The organism is Psychroflexus halocasei, assembly GCF_900107595.1.
GTDB classification, from domain to species: domain Bacteria; phylum Bacteroidota; class Bacteroidia; order Flavobacteriales; family Flavobacteriaceae; genus Psychroflexus; species Psychroflexus halocasei.
The window spans coordinates 41,833-56,784 of sequence record NZ_FNQF01000006.1 but is presented as its reverse complement, the minus strand read 5'-3'; the positions used below and the strand labels follow the sequence as shown (position 1 = coordinate 56,784).

Below are 14,952 nucleotides of genomic sequence, written 5' to 3'. Positions count from 1 at the left end.
GTATTTTTGTTCAAAATCGTTAATAAATGTCAAACTTTCATACAATCAAAGTTAAAGGAATAAAAAGACAAACACCAAAAGCTGTTGAACTAACGCTTGATATTCCTGAAAATCTAAAAGAAGAATTTAAACATAAAGCAGGTCAGTATTTAACATTTGAAAAAACATTAAACGGCAACACAGAGCGCCGCTCCTACTCCATTAGCTCTCATAATACTGAAAATAAATCAGTAGTGGTGAAAGCCATTGAAAATGGTGTTTTTTCAAATTACGTTAATTCAGAACTTAAAGCTGGTGACACTTTAGATGTGCACCCGCCAGAAGGCTTCTTTAAATTACCCGATAATTCAGAAAGTAAAAACTTCATTGCTTTTGCAGCAGGCAGCGGCATCACGCCAATTATGTCGATGATAAAACATAGCTTAAAAGACAATGATGACACTAAATTTGTTTTGGTATATGGTAATAAATCACCAGAAAGTACTATTTACATCAATGAACTTTTAGAACTTCAAAAAAAGTATAATGAACGTTTTTTCATTGAGTTTGTGTACAGCGAAACTAAAGAAGACAATGCAACTTTTGGCCGTATTGAAAAACCAACCATCAATTATGTGGTGAAAAACAAATACAAGTCAATTGACTTTAGTAACTACTTTTTATGCGGTCCTGAAGAAATGATTGATCAAGTCAAAAATGTTTTATTAGAAAATGATATCGCCGAAGAAAAAATAAACTTCGAGCTTTTCTTTTCATCTGAAGATGCCAAACCAACTGAAGCACACGATGGCGCAACACAAATAAAAGTTATACTTGATGATGAAGAGTTTGAATTTACAATGCAAAAAGATGAGCGTGTGCTAAATGCCGTTTTAGATCAAGATATTGATGCACCTTATTCATGCAAAGGCGGTATTTGCAGTAGTTGTGTTGCTAAAATAACAGAAGGTGAAGTTGAAATGGTTAAAAATCAAATTCTTACGGATGAAGATTTAGATGAAGGATTAGTCTTAACTTGTCAATCTTTACCAAAAACTGGTAAAATCACGATTGATTATGATGATATATAAATTAAAAAGTCATTAAAAAGTTTAATTTCTAATAAAAATTATCATGGCTGGACATAGTAAGTGGGCGAATATCAAACACAGAAAAGGCGCCCAAGACAAAAAAAGAGCTAAAGAATTTACACGTGCGATTAAAGAAATATCCGTTGCAGTTAAAGATTTTGGTGGACCAGATCCAGATACAAACCCAACTTTACGTAACGCGATCGCTAATGCCAAGGGCGTTAATATGCCTAAAGACACTATTCAGCGCGCCGTCAAAAAAGCTTCTGGCGCTGATGCTGATCATTACGAAATCGTTTCTTTTGAAGGTTATGGCCCTCATGGCATCGCTATTTTTGTGGAATGTACAACTGATAATACCAACAGAACTGTAGCTTCCGTTAGATCTATTTTTTCTAAAAACGGAGGGAATTTAGGAACAAATGGTTCTTTAGAATTTCTTTTTGAACGCCAAGGTGTTTTTACCATAGAGAAAGAAAATTTAGAACATGATCTTGAAGAGTTAGAGCTCGAACTCATCGATGGTGGCGCAACAGCATTTGAAAATGAAGATGAATTCCTGATGGTTTACTCTGAATTTACAGATTTTGGAAAAATGTCACAAAAACTTGAAGAACTCAACATCGAACCTAAAAAAGCTGAATTGGAACGCATTCCTTTAAACACAACAGAATTAGCTGTTGATGATGCCATCCAAATCATGAACCTCATCGAGAAATTTGAAGATGATGACGATGTTCAAAACGTTTATCATACACTTGAAATCACCGATGAATTGATTGAAAAACTAGAAGAAGAAGATTAATTTTTTTAAATAAAAATGCTTTTACCAAATTAATGAACTCTCGATGGCAGCACGCGTTTTGTCTTCGAGAGTTTTTTTTGAGGCTGTGTCTAACGGCATTCCTTCTGTCTCTACCAAAGGATGAACTACAGCTCTTAACTTTCCTGGGCGACCTGTTAAAAATTGATAACGAAATTTTGTTTTATTATCTAAAAAACTAATCGGGACAATCGGAATTTGATGTTCAAGCGCTAATCGGAAAGCGCCTTTTTTAAAACGATCTAGCTTAATTGAAACATCATCAGGAACGCCACCTTCAGGAAAAATACAAATACTTGTGCCTTGACTTAGTCTTCGTTCAGCCTCTTTAAAAGCTTGATGTCTGCTTTTTGCGTTTTTTCTATCCACCAAAATACAGCTGCGTTTATAGAAGAATCCGAAAACTGGAAAACGTGCTAATTCTTTTTTTCCAACAAAAACAAAAGGATATTTTGAAAGGTAAAACATCATCATAATATCTATCATACTGGTATGATTAGCCGTTAGCATATAACTTTTGCCTTTTTCTAATTGCGTTTTATGCGTCACTTTTGGTATAAATCCCATACCAAATAGCACAATTTTTGCCCACAAGCGCGCAATAGCGTAAACATATTTATAATATTTTTCTCTGGCTGTCGTAACAAGTAAAGCAGGCATCATAATGATGATGGGGACAATCACCAAAATATAAAACCACAAACGCCATAAAATAACAAAAGGAATTTTGATCCATTTCATAGATGCCAAATTTAGTAAACTATATGAATTAGAATGCGAAAAATTTTACCTTTGCTGTATATAAAAATTCATACAAATGTCAAGAATTCTTACAGGTGTCCAAAGTACAGGCACGCCTCACTTAGGTAATTTATTAGGTGCGATTATACCTGCTATCGAAATGGCAAACAAATCAAAGGAAGATTCATTTTTGTTTATTGCAAATCTTCACACCCTAACACTAATTAAAGATGCAGAAACATTAAGAAACAATACTTATGCAACTGCAGCAACTTGGCTCGCTTTCGGTTTAGATGTTGATAAATCAACCTTTTACAGACAAAGCGATGTCCCTCAAGTGACAGAATTAACTTGGTACCTCAACTGCATGTTTCCTTATCAGCGCTTAACTTTAGCGCATTCTTTTAAAGATAAAGCGGATAGACTTAAAGATGTTAACGCTGGATTATTTACTTACCCAATGTTGATGGCTGCAGATATTTTGCTCTACGATGCCAAAATAATTCCTGTTGGGAAAGATCAATTACAGCATATAGAAATGGCAAGAGATGTGGCTGAACGCTTTCACGCACATTATGGAGAAACTTTTGTTTTACCTGAAGCCGGAATTACTGAAAACGTCAAATACGTGCCTGGAACTGATGGTGCAAAAATGAGTAAATCTAAAGGGAATTACATCGATATTTTTCAAAGTGATAAAAAATTACGCAAACAAGTGATGAGTATCGAAACGGATAGCACGCCACTTGAAGAGCCAAAGAACCCTGAAACTTGCAATGTTTTTAATATTTATAAACTCATCGCGACAGAAGCTCAAACAGAAACTTTAAAACAAAAATACCTCGCTGGGAACTTTGGTTACGGCCATGCCAAGCAAGAATTGTTTGAGTTAATTACAACAACTTATGAAGTTGAACGCGCTTTATTTGAACGTTACATCAATGATAAGCCAGAAATAGACAGGCTTCTACAAATCGGCGCTGATAAAGCGCAAGAAACTGGTTCGGAAGTTTTACAACGCGTCCGCCAGAAGATCGGTTATTAAATCATAAAATATTTGATATAAGTTTTATAAATCTAAGTTTAAAAGTCACTTTTATGCATCAACATGAAGTGACTTTTTTCTTTTTATGCTATCTTACAGAAGTTAATTAATTGTATTTATGACAACCTTAAAAGAGCTTGCCAAATTACTTAATGTCTCTATTTCTACAGTTTCAAAAGCTTTAAGCGACAGCAATGATATTGGCGCTAAAACCAAAAAGAGAGTCAAAGAAGCTGCAGAATTATATAATTATAAGCCAAACCAAATGGCGTTGGGTTTAAAAAACAATCAGACGAAAACCATCGGTGTGATTATCCCAAATATTCTCAATCACTTTTTTGCAAAAGTTCTTTTTGGTATCGAAAAAGCAGCAAGACAACAATCTTACGACACCATTGTTTGCATCAGTCATGAAAAATATGCCAATGAAGTCAGCAGTTTAGAAGTTTTAACCAACGGTCGTGTGGACGGATTCATCATGTCTTTGTCTGCAGAAACCTTGGCTAAAGAACATGTCAACCACATCAAAACCTTAAAAAGAGCAGATCAACCTATTGTGTTATTTGATAGAGTGACAGAAAAACTCGACTGTGATAAAATTATCATTGACGATCAGCATTCGATGTATGAAGCCACAAAACAATTGATTGAAAACGGTCGAAAAAATATTGCTTTTGTCAGTAATATCACAAATTTAGAAATTGGTCAATTGCGCTTATCAGGCTACCAAAAAGCTTTAAAAGAAAGCGATATCAGTTTTGATGAAAACAAAATTCTCAAACTTACCTCGATTGAAAATCCACATCAGTCGATGATTAAATTTTTGTTGTCCCAGAAGATTGATGCAATCGTCTCTGCTGATAATACATCTGGCATCATGATGATCAACGCTGCTAAAGATCTCGGTTTTAAAGTGCCAAAAGATATTGCTGTTATTGGTTTTGGTGATAAAGAAACCTCTTATTTAACCTATCCACAATTATCTTATATTGATCAAAACCCTGAGGAAATCGGCAAAACAGCCACTGAAATTTTGATTGAGCGAATTGAAGACAAAAACCAAAAACACAAATACAGAACCATTAAATTGTCAACCTCATTAACTCTAAAAGCGACGAGTTAAAATCTCATCAAAAACAAAAAAGCCCTTTATTTAAAAAGGGCTTTTAAGATTTTATAACAAATTTTAATCTATTGGTTTGAAGCAGAGGTCATCACAATTTCTTGGCAATTGACTTCAGTGATGTAGCGTTTTTCGCCCTCTTTAGTTTCGTAACTTCTGTTTGAGAGTTTTCCTCTCACGATTACCTCTTTGCCTTTAGTGACGTATTTTTCGATAATCTCTGCTGTTTTTCCCCAAGCAACAACTTGATGCCAATCTGTTGTGGTGACTTTCTCACCATCTTTTTTGGTGTAATTGTCATTTGTAGCCAGCGAAAACTTAACGAGTTTTTTGCCTGAATCTAAATTTAAAACTTCTGGATCTTTTCCTAAATGACCCATTAACTGTACTGAATTTTTTAAAGTGCTCATAACGATAAATATTAAATAAAAATAAATTAAAGACTCAGACTTTCTGAATCTGCCACGGTTTAGTTGTTAAGTGACATGGCAAAGATGAAACACAAAGCAAGTTATAATCGTCTAAAAAATAGTTAATTACGTTTAAATACGTTTGTAAACGTTTATTAGTGATAAATAGATAAGATTTATGTTAACATTTGATGAATATAGTATTTAACAAAATATTGTATATTTGGAAGATAGGGGCTAATTATATGCGATTTTAAAAATTACTTCAAAACTTAAAATAAAGTTAAATTTGCCTTTTGAATATTTAAATAAGAAGTCTTAATGATCAGTAGTTTTAAAAGCCAAAATGGCAAAGTATATACTTTAAACAAAGAATGTATAATAGATTTACACAACTTATTATCTCAGAGCACTCATCTCCTTGAAGAAATGGATCCGGTTGAACCACCAGGTGTTAAAAACGAAGGAATGTTGGAAAGTGCAGTAGAACGCCAAAACACCGGTTTTGGAGATTTTAATAAATACCCCGATTATCATTCAAATTGTGCCACACTTGTTTATGGAATTATAAAAAATCATTCTTTCCATAATGGAAATAAAAGAGCTGGATTGTTGGCGTTGATTAAACATTTATATGTTAATGGTTATGTTTTAAATCCCCAGCTTAACTCTGATGAAATATACGAGTTTCTTATTGCAATTGCTGACTCTAATATCAGGGGTTTCAGCAAAAAGTATAGAAAAAAGTATTCTTTTATTAGATCTAAAACTGAAAAGAAAAATAATGAAAATTGGGAATTAAATACAGTTATTAGGTATATAGGCTTTTGGATTAAAAAAAACTCAAAACCAAAACAGACTACTCTTAAAGGAGAAGTGAAAATATCCGATTTAAAAAAAATACTTGTAAATAAAGGCATTAAATTAAATTTAAATGGATCTAACCTAGAAGTTTACATCGAAAAAGAAAATAAATTTTTAGGTTTTAAATTGTCTCCAAAAATTGTGAATAAAAAGAAATACTCTATAGGAAATAATAGATCTTCGATAGGTAAAGGAACATTAAAGGCTTTAAGAAGAGATTTCAAATTAACAAAAGCTGATGGAGTTGATAATACATTCTTTTATAACGAAGACTCTTTTTTGGATTTTGAAATAAAAACATTTAAAAAACTAATTTATAGACTTTCAAAAACGTAGAAAAAATATTTGCCAACAGTGAATATCAGTAATGTTGGCTTAAATGTCTGAGTTTGATTGCGGACACCGCCTAATCTTTTTGATTTAGCTTTAGAATAAAAAAGATAAAAGAATAAATTCTTTCACTGCCGGTTCCCAGCATGAGCGTTTATTGAAGGAAATCGAAGGTTTCATCAAAATGTCCTGATTTTGCCGCTAAAGCCTCACACCGGCACGAGTTCGACAACAAGCTGGGAGTGTGCCCACACTGTTCCCACCTTAATAACAGTTATCGCTACCCAGGTCAGGAAGTCCGGGATTGACCTTAGCATGGCGTGGCCATTCATGGACGGATAGGAAAAAACGAAATTGACCAGGCCATTGGAATGCAGTGACTCCCACCATAATTGCAAGGGCTTCGCCAAAGATGCCGAAGTAGGATTTTGCCCTATAAATGTTTCCAAGGCCGAAAGAGTCAGGGGGTGCATTTCACGTCCAGCATTTAAATTCAACGCATAACAGGATTAAAAAATGGATTGACAGCACCTTCTGGAGCGTCTCAACCAAATACCTACAGCAATACTTGAACTGCCATTTGCTAAAAGAAAAGATAAAACCAAGATGAGGCAACCTTATTGTCTTTATACAGCAGACAATGGGCTCAGGGCTTCTAAAGCATTTTGCTGAAATCCAGTCCTACTATGAAAAATTAATAACAACGCAATTATAAACTATAACCTTGTTCTATTCAGGGATGGGACGAATTATGACATTTAAGAATTTTAAACAAATAGCATAACCATTTATTTTGGTTTGGTTACATTCGCAAATTAAAAATTTAAAATATTAGAAATGAAAAATGTTTATTCGAGGTTATTTTATGCTTGCATTACAATTTTTTTAATTTCATGCAGCACTAGTGATGATGAAGCTACTGATAATACTACACTTGCTAAAGGCTCTCTACAGGTAGAGGGTGGCGTAGTTCAAGATTTAAGATCGGCTGTTCTTGAACCTTACGAGGATGAACCTGAGGAGAATGGACTCTATAATAATTACCTTAAATTTTTCACAACAGAACTAAAGCAGGAGAATGGAAACATTATTCCAGAAGACTTCGATTTTTCTATGATTACTTTTCAAATAGTTTCTAGTAGTTTTGCTGATGTGTCTGTAGGTTCATATAATCAAAATGACGAGCCGTATACTGATCCTCGAATATTTACATATTTTGGATCTGGTTTCATTATCAGATCTGATGATGCAAGTAGCAACAGTGAAACTTTAAAATCTGGAACTCTGCACGTTTCTAAAGATGAAGGAGATTATGTGTTTTCGTTTGAAGGAATTACAACTACTGGGAAGAATTTTTCATTTGAGTATAAGGGAGATCTAATTTTAGAATAATTAAAAAGATTATATTTTTTAGTAAAAGAGGAAAGTTTTTAAAAGCTTTCCCCTTTTTGTTAACAGAATTTACCGTTTTTCTATAAATTTTATTGGTTTCAAGTTAAGGTTTTAAACCCTACAATTATATTGCAGCACTTTAATAATATTAGAACGTTTGGTTGAAGAAATGGGCGAGCAATTAAAGTAACACCTCTAAGACCAAAACTAAGTGCAAATCAAGTTGCATAACTGGCATGTACTAACAGAAGGACGTTATATTCCATCGAGAAAAGTAAAAGTTCTGTTAGTATTGGTATTTATGTTAAAGTTTTAAATGTACTCGGTTTAGAAAAGGACAGTCTAGGTGGAGTGTTTAGTTTAGAAAGTAGTTGTTTTACTTGACAATGACAGACCAGTTCCAAATACAGGAACTGCAAAGATGTGAATTATATGCAATCAAATGAGATCACATCACTACGATAGAATAAAAATTGGAATGAAAGGCTATTTTAGAGAAGGAGCTACATATTCGGTAGATTGTGAGATGATTGAAATATTAGACTTAAAAATCAATCCAACAAAGAATAAATTAAAAACAAAATGCGACGTTTTGGCTCAGAGCAAAACTGATAGTTTATCGCTTTCTACTGATCTACTTGTCATATACTAATCGTTATCCTATATTTTTTCAAAAATGAAGTTAATAACTATTCAATTTTGTATTTTTCTGACAGAAAAAGTACTTGATATAGAAGTTAAAATACCGACAAGAAATTTAAATCCCTTGATGAAAAAGAAACCAAAACAACTCATGAAAATATTTTTACTGATCATCACAGTGCTTTTTGTTTTTGAGGGAAATGCTCAAAGAAAGCTAAAACCAGAAAAACTTAAAGAAGATTTTGATATTCTCGTCACAGAGTTAAAATTAGAGCATCAAGGACTTTATCAATATACAGATCAAAATCAAACAAATGCAAAAATTGATAGCGTTCGAAATACTTTAAATACACCTCACACCAAATTAGAGTTTTACCAAAAGTTAAGATACCTCATCAGCCTAACAAATGAAGGACATACATCCATCATAATTCCTAAATGGTCGAGGATAAAATTGGGACTTTCAAAATCTTTTTTACCATTGACAGTAAAAGTTTTAGAAGGAAACCTGATTATAACCCAGAACTACGGAAAAGACATAGGTAAACTCAAAAAAGGTTCTAAAATCATTTCCGTTAATCATAAAAAAGTAAATCATATTCTTGATCGATTATATCCTTTGATTACGACAGACGGATTTAATGAAACTTCAAAAAAGGAATGGATTGGCGGAATAAATTTTTCCTTACTTTATAGATTGGTTTACGGCAAAGAGAAAGAGTTTGAACTTCAAGTTCAGGAGTTCGGGAGTGATAAAATACAGACGATTAAGATTCCTGCAGTTCGCTACGCAAAATTTAAAAGGAAAAACGCAAAGCTCAAATCAATAACTTTTGATTATGTTCAATTCAAATTCGAGCACATCCAGGATTCCATTGCTTATTTGAGCATTCCGAGTTTTAGCGATCATGATGACAAGTATGAAAAGTTCCTTCAATCGAATTTTAAAAAAATAGATTCCCTAAATATCAAGCATCTCATTATTGATATTCAAGCCAATGGTGGAGGAACAGAAGGAAACGGAAATTTACTTTTCAGTTACTTATCAGAAGAAGTGATTCAGAAATACAAGCAAGTCACAATGCTTCCTAAGCCTTATCACAAAAACAAGGAAGATGGTGGTTATATTGAAGATCAATGGCGCATTCAAGACAGAATTGCCAAAAGAGGAGATTTGACATTATACAGCGATTACTATTCAGATTTAGGCTATCGGAAACCTTTAAAAGACCTGATTTATAAAGAAAATTTATATGTTCTCACAAGTGGTCGAACATTCTCTGGCGGAGCAGAATTTGCCAGTATGGTAAAAATGACCAACAGAGGATTATTTATCGGAGAAGAAACCGGCGGAACTTATGAAGGAAACGTGAGTGGATATTCTGAATATTTAAAGTTGCCAAATTCAAAAATTAAGATTAAAATTCCTATTGTGCATTTTCAAATGAATGTTTCTCCAGAAATAAAAGGGCGAGGAGTTATGCCAGATCATGAAGTTCCACAAACTTGGGACGCTTATTTAAAAGGAAAAAACGCTAAAAAAGAATTTACTATTAAAAATATAATTGAGTAATCTCTATCGACAAAATGATGCTAATTTCAAGCAGATTAAAACTTGAAAGTGAATCTCCACCATCAACTAATACCCCATATTTTAATCACACTCAATAATCTTATAATCACCTTTTGGAGACTGAATGTCAAAGCTTAATATAAAAGTTTGATCAGAAAAGCGTTGACAAAAATGCTCTAAAAGCAAAACAAGGCTTCTTTCATCTAACGGAATGGGAACGTTTAATTCATTATACGACCAATTCGTAACGCGTATGCTTTCCTTATTATTGAAGTCTTTCACAATCTGACAAGATTTGATAAAATCATCAGATTCTTCTAAAAATTCTGATTCATCTTTAATGATATAAAGGCTTTTTCCTTGTCCAGAATAGAGATGGAAAGAAAAATAATAAGGCCATTTCTCAATCTTATTCAGCAGCGGTAATGTGATCACGAGTAATGCTAAAACGGGTAATAAATATTCAGATTTTGATTTATTAGTAAATTTAAAAAAGTTGATATCTCCTTTATAAAAGCAGAAATAACAAAAATAAATCATCGCTATATTCATTGGAAAAATAATCCAATTAGAGTCTCTATACATCGGAGAAAGCCAAAGAATAATCAAAAGGTGAGTAAAAATAGCAGAGTAAAATGATAGCTTTCGTGTTGATTTAAATAGAAAACCAATCGCAATTAAAATTTCTGCAATAGGAATAAAATAAGCCACAAATTGATAACGACTAAGATTAATGTTGAAAAGATCAATCATCATCGGATGAAAAATCAAATCAAAAAAATGAGGATTTAATTTATGTACACCTCCCCAAAAATAAACGCCAATTAATAAAATAGCTATAAAGATAGTCAGATCTTGCTTTCTCAATTTAGCATATAAAAAAGGGACAATCATCAAGCTATGCAAATAGACCCAGATTTGCCAACGCATTTGATCTTGCAACAAAAGCAAAACAATGAAACTTAATGTGAGTAATGCAAGAATAGGTTTAGGGTAAAAAATAAGAGCAACCAAGCAGCCAAAAAGTAAGCTAACCAATAAATAGCCGTTAAGCACTTCAAAAGAAAGTAAGCTCTCAAAAACAGGAATCACTGGAAAATCGCGTTGCGTCGTCCATAGTTTAAATGACATGAGAATGCTGATGATCAACGAAAGATTATTGATCGCCAAAAGAGATTTGACTTGATAATTATTTTTCAAATTATTCTTTTAGAAGATGTAGAATATCAATTTACGGACTTATAAAAATAAACATCTTAAGCATCACCAGTCATATTTCATTGAAGTTATTCGCCTGAAAAATTCCACTCTTCATAAAATTGCCCAAGAAAATTCATCATAAAATCATGTCTTTCTTTTGCCATTTCAAAGCCTGTTTTGGTATTCATTTTGTCTTTTAAAAGTAGAAGCTTCTCGTAAAAATGATTGATTGTTGGTGCAGTTGATTTTTTATATTCAGCCTTGGTTTGATTTGGTTGCGGTGGAATATCTGGATTGTAAATTTCTCTGTTTTTATAACCTCCATAATTAAAAGTTCGCGCAATGCCTATCGCTCCAATGGCATCAAGTCTGTCAGCATCTTGTAGTATCTTTAAGGCTTTTGAAGCGTAATCTTGAGATGCGTTTTTAAAAGAAATATGTTTGATAATCAAGGCGATTTCATCAATCAATTCTTGATTTACATTTTGTTTTTGAAGAAATTCTCGTGCTATTTTGGGTCCTATTTCCTCATCGCCATCATGAAATTTAGCATCAGCAATATCATGTAATAATGCGCCGAGTTTAATCAATAATAAATCTGAGTAATTTTCTTGTTTAGCAATATGTAAAGCCAAATGATAGACGCGTTTGATGTGATGCCAATCATGGCCAGATTCAGCTTGAGACAGTTGTATTTTAACGAATTCTCGTGTTTCTTTTAATAAATTTTCTTCACTCATTCTTCTCTTTCGTAATGCATTTCTATATGTGGAATGTCATCTTCAAGATAGCCTTCTCCCACAGTTTGAAAACCGTGTTGTGCATAGAAATCTATCAGATATTGTTGTGCGGATATTTTTATCAAAGAAGAGGAATAATTTTCTTTGATAAAAGTTAGACAAGTCTGTATCAAATCATGTCCTAAATGCTTTTGACGATGTGTTTTTTTAACTAAAAAACGACCTATACTTATGCTATCAAAAGTAGTTCCGGCTGGTAATATTCTAGCGTAAGCCACCAATTCACCTTTTTTATAAAAACAGACATGTTGCGCCTCTTGATCTAAATTGTCAATATCTTGGTAAGGGCAGTTTTGTTCTACAACAAATACTTCAGATCGCAAAGCTAAAATAGTATAAAGCTGAGCAGAACTTAAGTGGTTAAAATCTTTGATTTTTATCGTCATAATTAGTCTTGTACAATTAAATTTTTATCATCGTCTTTCTCAAATTCTGGTTGAATCGTCACATGATTAATCGCATAATCTTCATTCAATAATTTTTCTATTTTTTCCAAGATAACTTCAAATTCACTCAATTTTAAATCTTTATCAAAATCAATTTCAGCTTCTAAGTGTGTTTCTTCTTCATTGAGTTGCCATACATGCACATGATGCATTTTTTTGACGTGATCAAAATTATCAATACGTTCAACAATTTCCTTGATTTCAACAGCATTTGGCGTAAATAACATCAAAACGTTGAATGAATCTTTAAAAAGCTTGTATCCCACAATAATTAAATAAATCGCGATGGCAAATGTCAGCACGCTATCAACCCAATAAATTTGATAATATTTCATTAAAACTCCACCAATCAAAACGGCAACTGAAGCCATCATATCTGTAAACAGATGCTCAAAAGCTGAAGTGATATTCATATTTTGCTTTCTATCTTTTAGCAATAAAATCACACTAAAACCATTTCCTAAAATTGCCAAAATCGACATATAAATAACGAGCGTAGATTCGATGACTTGCGGATTGATAAATCTTTCGATAGAATGATAAATCAAAATAAAAGCAACAACAATTAATGTTGAAGCATTGATAAAAGCAGCGATAATTTCGGCACGTTTATAGCCAAAAGTATATTTTAATGTCGCTTTCTTTTTACTAAATTTTGAAGCAGAATAACTGATAATTAATGAAATCACATCAGTAAAATTATGCAGCGCATCTGAAAGTAATGATAAACTTCCGCTGATCAATCCACCAATAATTTGAGCCACAGTAATCCCGATGTTCAAAAATATGGTAAGCATCAGATTTTTAGTAATCCGCTGATGCGTATGATGGTGGTGATGTGACATAATAGTTAGTCTTTTATTGGCAAGCGATTTTGTCAACACGATTTTGGTGACGGCCGCCTTCAAAATCTGTTTCTAAAAAAACTTTGACAAAGTCAATGGCTTGATTTTCTGAAACAAATCTTGCCGGAATGCTCAACACATTGGCATTGTTATGTTGTCTCGCTAAAGCAACAATTTCTTTATTCCAACATAAAGCTGATCTGATATCTTGGTGTTTATTTGCTGTCATATTTGCACCATTTCCGCTACCACAAATAATGATGCCGAAATCAGCTTTTTTGTTGCTCACATCTGAAGCAACAGGATGAACAAAATCAGGATAATCGACACTGTCATCACTATTTGTTCCGTGATTAATAACTTTTATCCCTTGTTTTTCAAGATATGTGACAACTTCATTTTTATAAGTTGTTCCTGCGTGATCATTACCAATTGCAATTGTCATGTTGTTTTGTTTTATGTTGTTAGACAAAAATACGAAGTTATATTTATAATCAACCACGAATCATAATATCTATAAAGATGAACAAATAAACAGTTTAAATAATTGATTATCAAATTATTAAATAATATAAAAATAAGCTGTGAATAACTCAATAACGAAGATTGATTTTCAAGCAGTTAACTTTCAACAAGACTGTGAATAACTTTAAAGTAAAAAACAATAAGATTCTTTTGATAAATGAAATAGAATTCTATCAGCAATTTTTTTCTTCAAAAGCAAATGATAACTCATGTATTTAGTAAAAAGTTTTCAGCAGTTATTGACAGTTTATCAACAGCTTTCAAGCTGAAATTTTCTAACAAAAACATCTAAAATCAAAAAGCCTATTTGTTGATAAATTCATCTAAAGCATTCAAAATCAACAAGAAGATATTAACATTTTATTAATAAATGTCATCCTATAAATGAAGAATTGAAAAAACAAAATAAATAGCAAATGAATTATAAGGATTTCAACACGCAATAATCATCACTATTTAGTTTTTTAAAAATTTAAAGAAGAAAAATAATTATATATAAGTTGTTGATAAGTGTAAAGAAAAGTAAAAGAAGTCTGATCTCTAGAAATTTCTTAAAATCAAATTTGAAAAGAAAATTACTCGATGATATCTAAATTTGACTTAGATTTGTACCGTTCTATAATCTCCTTAGCTTCTAAAACATCTTCTGGATGCACTTTAAGGAAAATACCACCCATTGCGTTTGAGTAAAAAGGCAAGACGCCTAAAACTGTTTCGTTTTGAAAATAAAATCGAATGGATTCTTGCTCTAACAAATGTTGCAGAATGCTGTATTCATGCGCATAAGTGAACGTCGCAATTTTAATGTAATTTAGCATGCCTAAAAATAATACTTTTTAAGCAATTAATAATTTGCTTTATATATCTTATAAGAAGTCAGTTCTTCAGCAGATTTAATCATATTATCACTTCCAACTGGCGCATTCAACATGAAGTTAATGTACAAGAAAACCACCACAAAACCAATGATTGTGATGATGATGAGAAACAATATGATTGATTTTGACTTGAACATAGAAGTTGATTACTTAGGCAAGATAATAAAAACTTAACAAATATTTATGTTAAAAATAAATATAATTTCGCTTGTAATTGAATCTTTGTTTTAACAATATTTAACAAG

The 14,952-nt window shown here is 32.4% G+C and carries 17 protein-coding genes and 1 pseudogene; 9 read left to right on the top strand and 9 right to left on the bottom strand.

The genetic code is table 11. The annotated features are described in order from the left end of the window. Window positions 1-26: 26 nt before the first annotated feature. Entirely contained in the window at window positions 27-1,070 is a 1,044-nt protein-coding gene (locus BLV84_RS08525) for a ferredoxin--NADP reductase (RefSeq protein ID WP_093244254.1), read from the top strand. Window positions 1,071-1,113: 43 nt separating this feature from the next. Beyond that, window positions 1,114-1,875, top strand: coding sequence for a YebC/PmpR family DNA-binding transcriptional regulator (locus BLV84_RS08520; RefSeq protein WP_093244253.1), 762 nt, complete (start codon window positions 1,114-1,116; stop codon window positions 1,873-1,875). A gap of 21 nt (window positions 1,876-1,896) precedes the next feature. On the opposite strand, the gene BLV84_RS08515 is transcribed toward BLV84_RS08520, so the two are convergent. Then, window positions 1,897-2,634 carry a lysophospholipid acyltransferase family protein gene (locus BLV84_RS08515; RefSeq protein ID WP_093244252.1) on the bottom strand — a complete coding sequence of 246 codons (738 nt, stop codon included), beginning with the start codon at window positions 2,632-2,634 and terminating at the stop codon, window positions 1,897-1,899. A gap of 76 nt (window positions 2,635-2,710) precedes the next feature. On the opposite strand from BLV84_RS08515, the gene trpS reads away from it, so the two are divergent. Then, the gene (gene trpS, locus BLV84_RS08510) at window positions 2,711-3,679 is read left to right on the top strand and encodes a tryptophan--tRNA ligase (RefSeq protein ID WP_093244251.1); all 969 of its coding nucleotides are present in this window, start codon (window positions 2,711-2,713) and stop codon (window positions 3,677-3,679) included. A gap of 118 nt (window positions 3,680-3,797) precedes the next feature. Further along, a complete protein-coding gene (locus BLV84_RS08505) occupies window positions 3,798-4,802 on the top strand; it encodes a LacI family DNA-binding transcriptional regulator (protein ID WP_093244250.1) in 1,005 nt (334 codons plus the stop codon). Window positions 4,803-4,870: 68 nt separating this feature from the next. On the opposite strand, the gene BLV84_RS08500 is transcribed toward BLV84_RS08505, so the two are convergent. After that, complete coding sequence (locus BLV84_RS08500) at window positions 4,871-5,212, bottom strand: single-stranded DNA-binding protein (protein WP_093244249.1); 342 nt, start codon at window positions 5,210-5,212, stop codon at window positions 4,871-4,873. 321 nt (window positions 5,213-5,533) lie between these two features. Here BLV84_RS08500 and BLV84_RS08495 point away from each other — a divergent pair, with 321 nt between their 5' ends. The 5 genes and pseudogenes from BLV84_RS08495 (at window position 5,534) to BLV84_RS08475 (ending at window position 10,013) form a co-directional block, all read left to right on the top strand. Next, complete coding sequence (locus tag BLV84_RS08495; RefSeq protein ID WP_093244248.1) at window positions 5,534-6,412, top strand: type II toxin-antitoxin system death-on-curing family toxin; 879 nt, start codon at window positions 5,534-5,536, stop codon at window positions 6,410-6,412. Window positions 6,413-6,673: 261 nt separating this feature from the next. Then, window positions 6,674-7,121 (top strand): annotated as a pseudogene (locus BLV84_RS12610) (IS1595 family transposase); the annotation flags it as partial. Window positions 7,122-7,243: 122 nt separating this feature from the next. After that, window positions 7,244-7,798, top strand: coding sequence for a hypothetical protein (locus BLV84_RS08485; RefSeq protein ID WP_093244247.1), 555 nt, complete (start codon window positions 7,244-7,246; stop codon window positions 7,796-7,798). 442 nt (window positions 7,799-8,240) lie between these two features. Beyond that, entirely contained in the window at window positions 8,241-8,450 is a 210-nt protein-coding gene (locus BLV84_RS12460) for a hypothetical protein (RefSeq protein WP_143521343.1), read from the top strand. A gap of 24 nt (window positions 8,451-8,474) precedes the next feature. Continuing rightward, window positions 8,475-10,013, top strand: coding sequence for a S41 family peptidase (locus tag BLV84_RS08475; RefSeq protein ID WP_093244246.1), 1,539 nt, complete (start codon window positions 8,475-8,477; stop codon window positions 10,011-10,013). An 81-nt stretch (window positions 10,014-10,094) separates the two neighbouring features. Here BLV84_RS08475 and BLV84_RS08470 read toward each other — a convergent pair whose 3' ends face one another. The 7 genes from BLV84_RS08470 to BLV84_RS12505 all read right to left on the bottom strand — a co-directional run bounded on the left by BLV84_RS08470 (window position 10,095) and on the right by BLV84_RS12505 (window position 14,844). Then, a complete protein-coding gene (locus BLV84_RS08470) occupies window positions 10,095-11,213 on the bottom strand; it encodes a MauE/DoxX family redox-associated membrane protein (RefSeq protein ID WP_143521342.1) in 1,119 nt (372 codons plus the stop codon). A gap of 86 nt (window positions 11,214-11,299) precedes the next feature. Continuing rightward, a complete protein-coding gene (locus BLV84_RS08465; RefSeq protein ID WP_093244244.1) occupies window positions 11,300-11,953 on the bottom strand; it encodes an HD domain-containing protein in 654 nt (217 codons plus the stop codon). Further along, window positions 11,950-12,399 (bottom strand): GNAT family N-acetyltransferase, encoded by a 450-nt coding sequence (locus tag BLV84_RS08460; RefSeq protein WP_093244243.1) that lies wholly within the window; start codon window positions 12,397-12,399, stop codon window positions 11,950-11,952. Before BLV84_RS08460 ends, BLV84_RS08465 begins: the two co-directional genes overlap by 4 nt. Window positions 12,400-12,401: 2 nt before the next feature. After that, on the bottom strand, window positions 12,402-13,304 hold the full coding sequence (locus BLV84_RS08455; RefSeq protein ID WP_093244363.1) for a cation diffusion facilitator family transporter: 903 nt from the start codon (window positions 13,302-13,304) through the stop codon (window positions 12,402-12,404). 13 nt (window positions 13,305-13,317) lie between these two features. Then, window positions 13,318-13,749, bottom strand: a complete 432-nt coding sequence (rpiB, locus tag BLV84_RS08450; RefSeq protein ID WP_093244242.1) for a ribose 5-phosphate isomerase B — start codon at window positions 13,747-13,749, stop codon at window positions 13,318-13,320. A 655-nt stretch (window positions 13,750-14,404) separates the two neighbouring features. Next, complete coding sequence (locus tag BLV84_RS08445) at window positions 14,405-14,647, bottom strand: DUF2007 domain-containing protein (RefSeq protein ID WP_093244241.1); 243 nt, start codon at window positions 14,645-14,647, stop codon at window positions 14,405-14,407. A 26-nt stretch (window positions 14,648-14,673) separates the two neighbouring features. After that, the gene (locus BLV84_RS12505) at window positions 14,674-14,844 is read right to left on the bottom strand and encodes a hypothetical protein (protein ID WP_159429409.1); all 171 of its coding nucleotides are present in this window, start codon (window positions 14,842-14,844) and stop codon (window positions 14,674-14,676) included. Window positions 14,845-14,952 lie beyond the last annotated feature (108 nt).

Coding starts and splice junctions, on each gene's coding strand:
- BLV84_RS08500 (WP_093244249.1), bottom strand. CDS start 5,212: ATGAGCACTTTAAAAAATTCAGTACAGTTAATGGGTCATTTAGGAAAA.
- BLV84_RS08460 (WP_093244243.1), bottom strand. CDS start 12,399: ATGACGATAAAAATCAAAGATTTTAACCACTTAAGTTCTGCTCAGCTT.
- BLV84_RS08465 (WP_093244244.1), bottom strand. CDS start 11,953: ATGAGTGAAGAAAATTTATTAAAAGAAACACGAGAATTCGTTAAAATA.
- rpiB (WP_093244242.1), bottom strand. CDS start 13,749: ATGACAATTGCAATTGGTAATGATCACGCAGGAACAACTTATAAAAAT.
- BLV84_RS08455 (WP_093244363.1), bottom strand. CDS start 13,304: ATGTCACATCACCACCATCATACGCATCAGCGGATTACTAAAAATCTG.
- BLV84_RS08515 (WP_093244252.1), bottom strand. CDS start 2,634: ATGAAATGGATCAAAATTCCTTTTGTTATTTTATGGCGTTTGTGGTTT.
- trpS (WP_093244251.1), top strand. CDS start 2,711: ATGTCAAGAATTCTTACAGGTGTCCAAAGTACAGGCACGCCTCACTTA.
- BLV84_RS08485 (WP_093244247.1), top strand. CDS start 7,244: ATGAAAAATGTTTATTCGAGGTTATTTTATGCTTGCATTACAATTTTT.
- BLV84_RS08475 (WP_093244246.1), top strand. CDS start 8,475: ATGAAGTTAATAACTATTCAATTTTGTATTTTTCTGACAGAAAAAGTA.
- BLV84_RS08520 (WP_093244253.1), top strand. CDS start 1,114: ATGGCTGGACATAGTAAGTGGGCGAATATCAAACACAGAAAAGGCGCC.
- BLV84_RS08495 (WP_093244248.1), top strand. CDS start 5,534: ATGATCAGTAGTTTTAAAAGCCAAAATGGCAAAGTATATACTTTAAAC.
- BLV84_RS12505 (WP_159429409.1), bottom strand. CDS start 14,844: ATGTTCAAGTCAAAATCAATCATATTGTTTCTCATCATCATCACAATC.
- BLV84_RS12460 (WP_143521343.1), top strand. CDS start 8,241: ATGAGATCACATCACTACGATAGAATAAAAATTGGAATGAAAGGCTAT.
- BLV84_RS08505 (WP_093244250.1), top strand. CDS start 3,798: ATGACAACCTTAAAAGAGCTTGCCAAATTACTTAATGTCTCTATTTCT.
- BLV84_RS08525 (WP_093244254.1), top strand. CDS start 27: ATGTCAAACTTTCATACAATCAAAGTTAAAGGAATAAAAAGACAAACA.
- BLV84_RS08445 (WP_093244241.1), bottom strand. CDS start 14,647: ATGCTAAATTACATTAAAATTGCGACGTTCACTTATGCGCATGAATAC.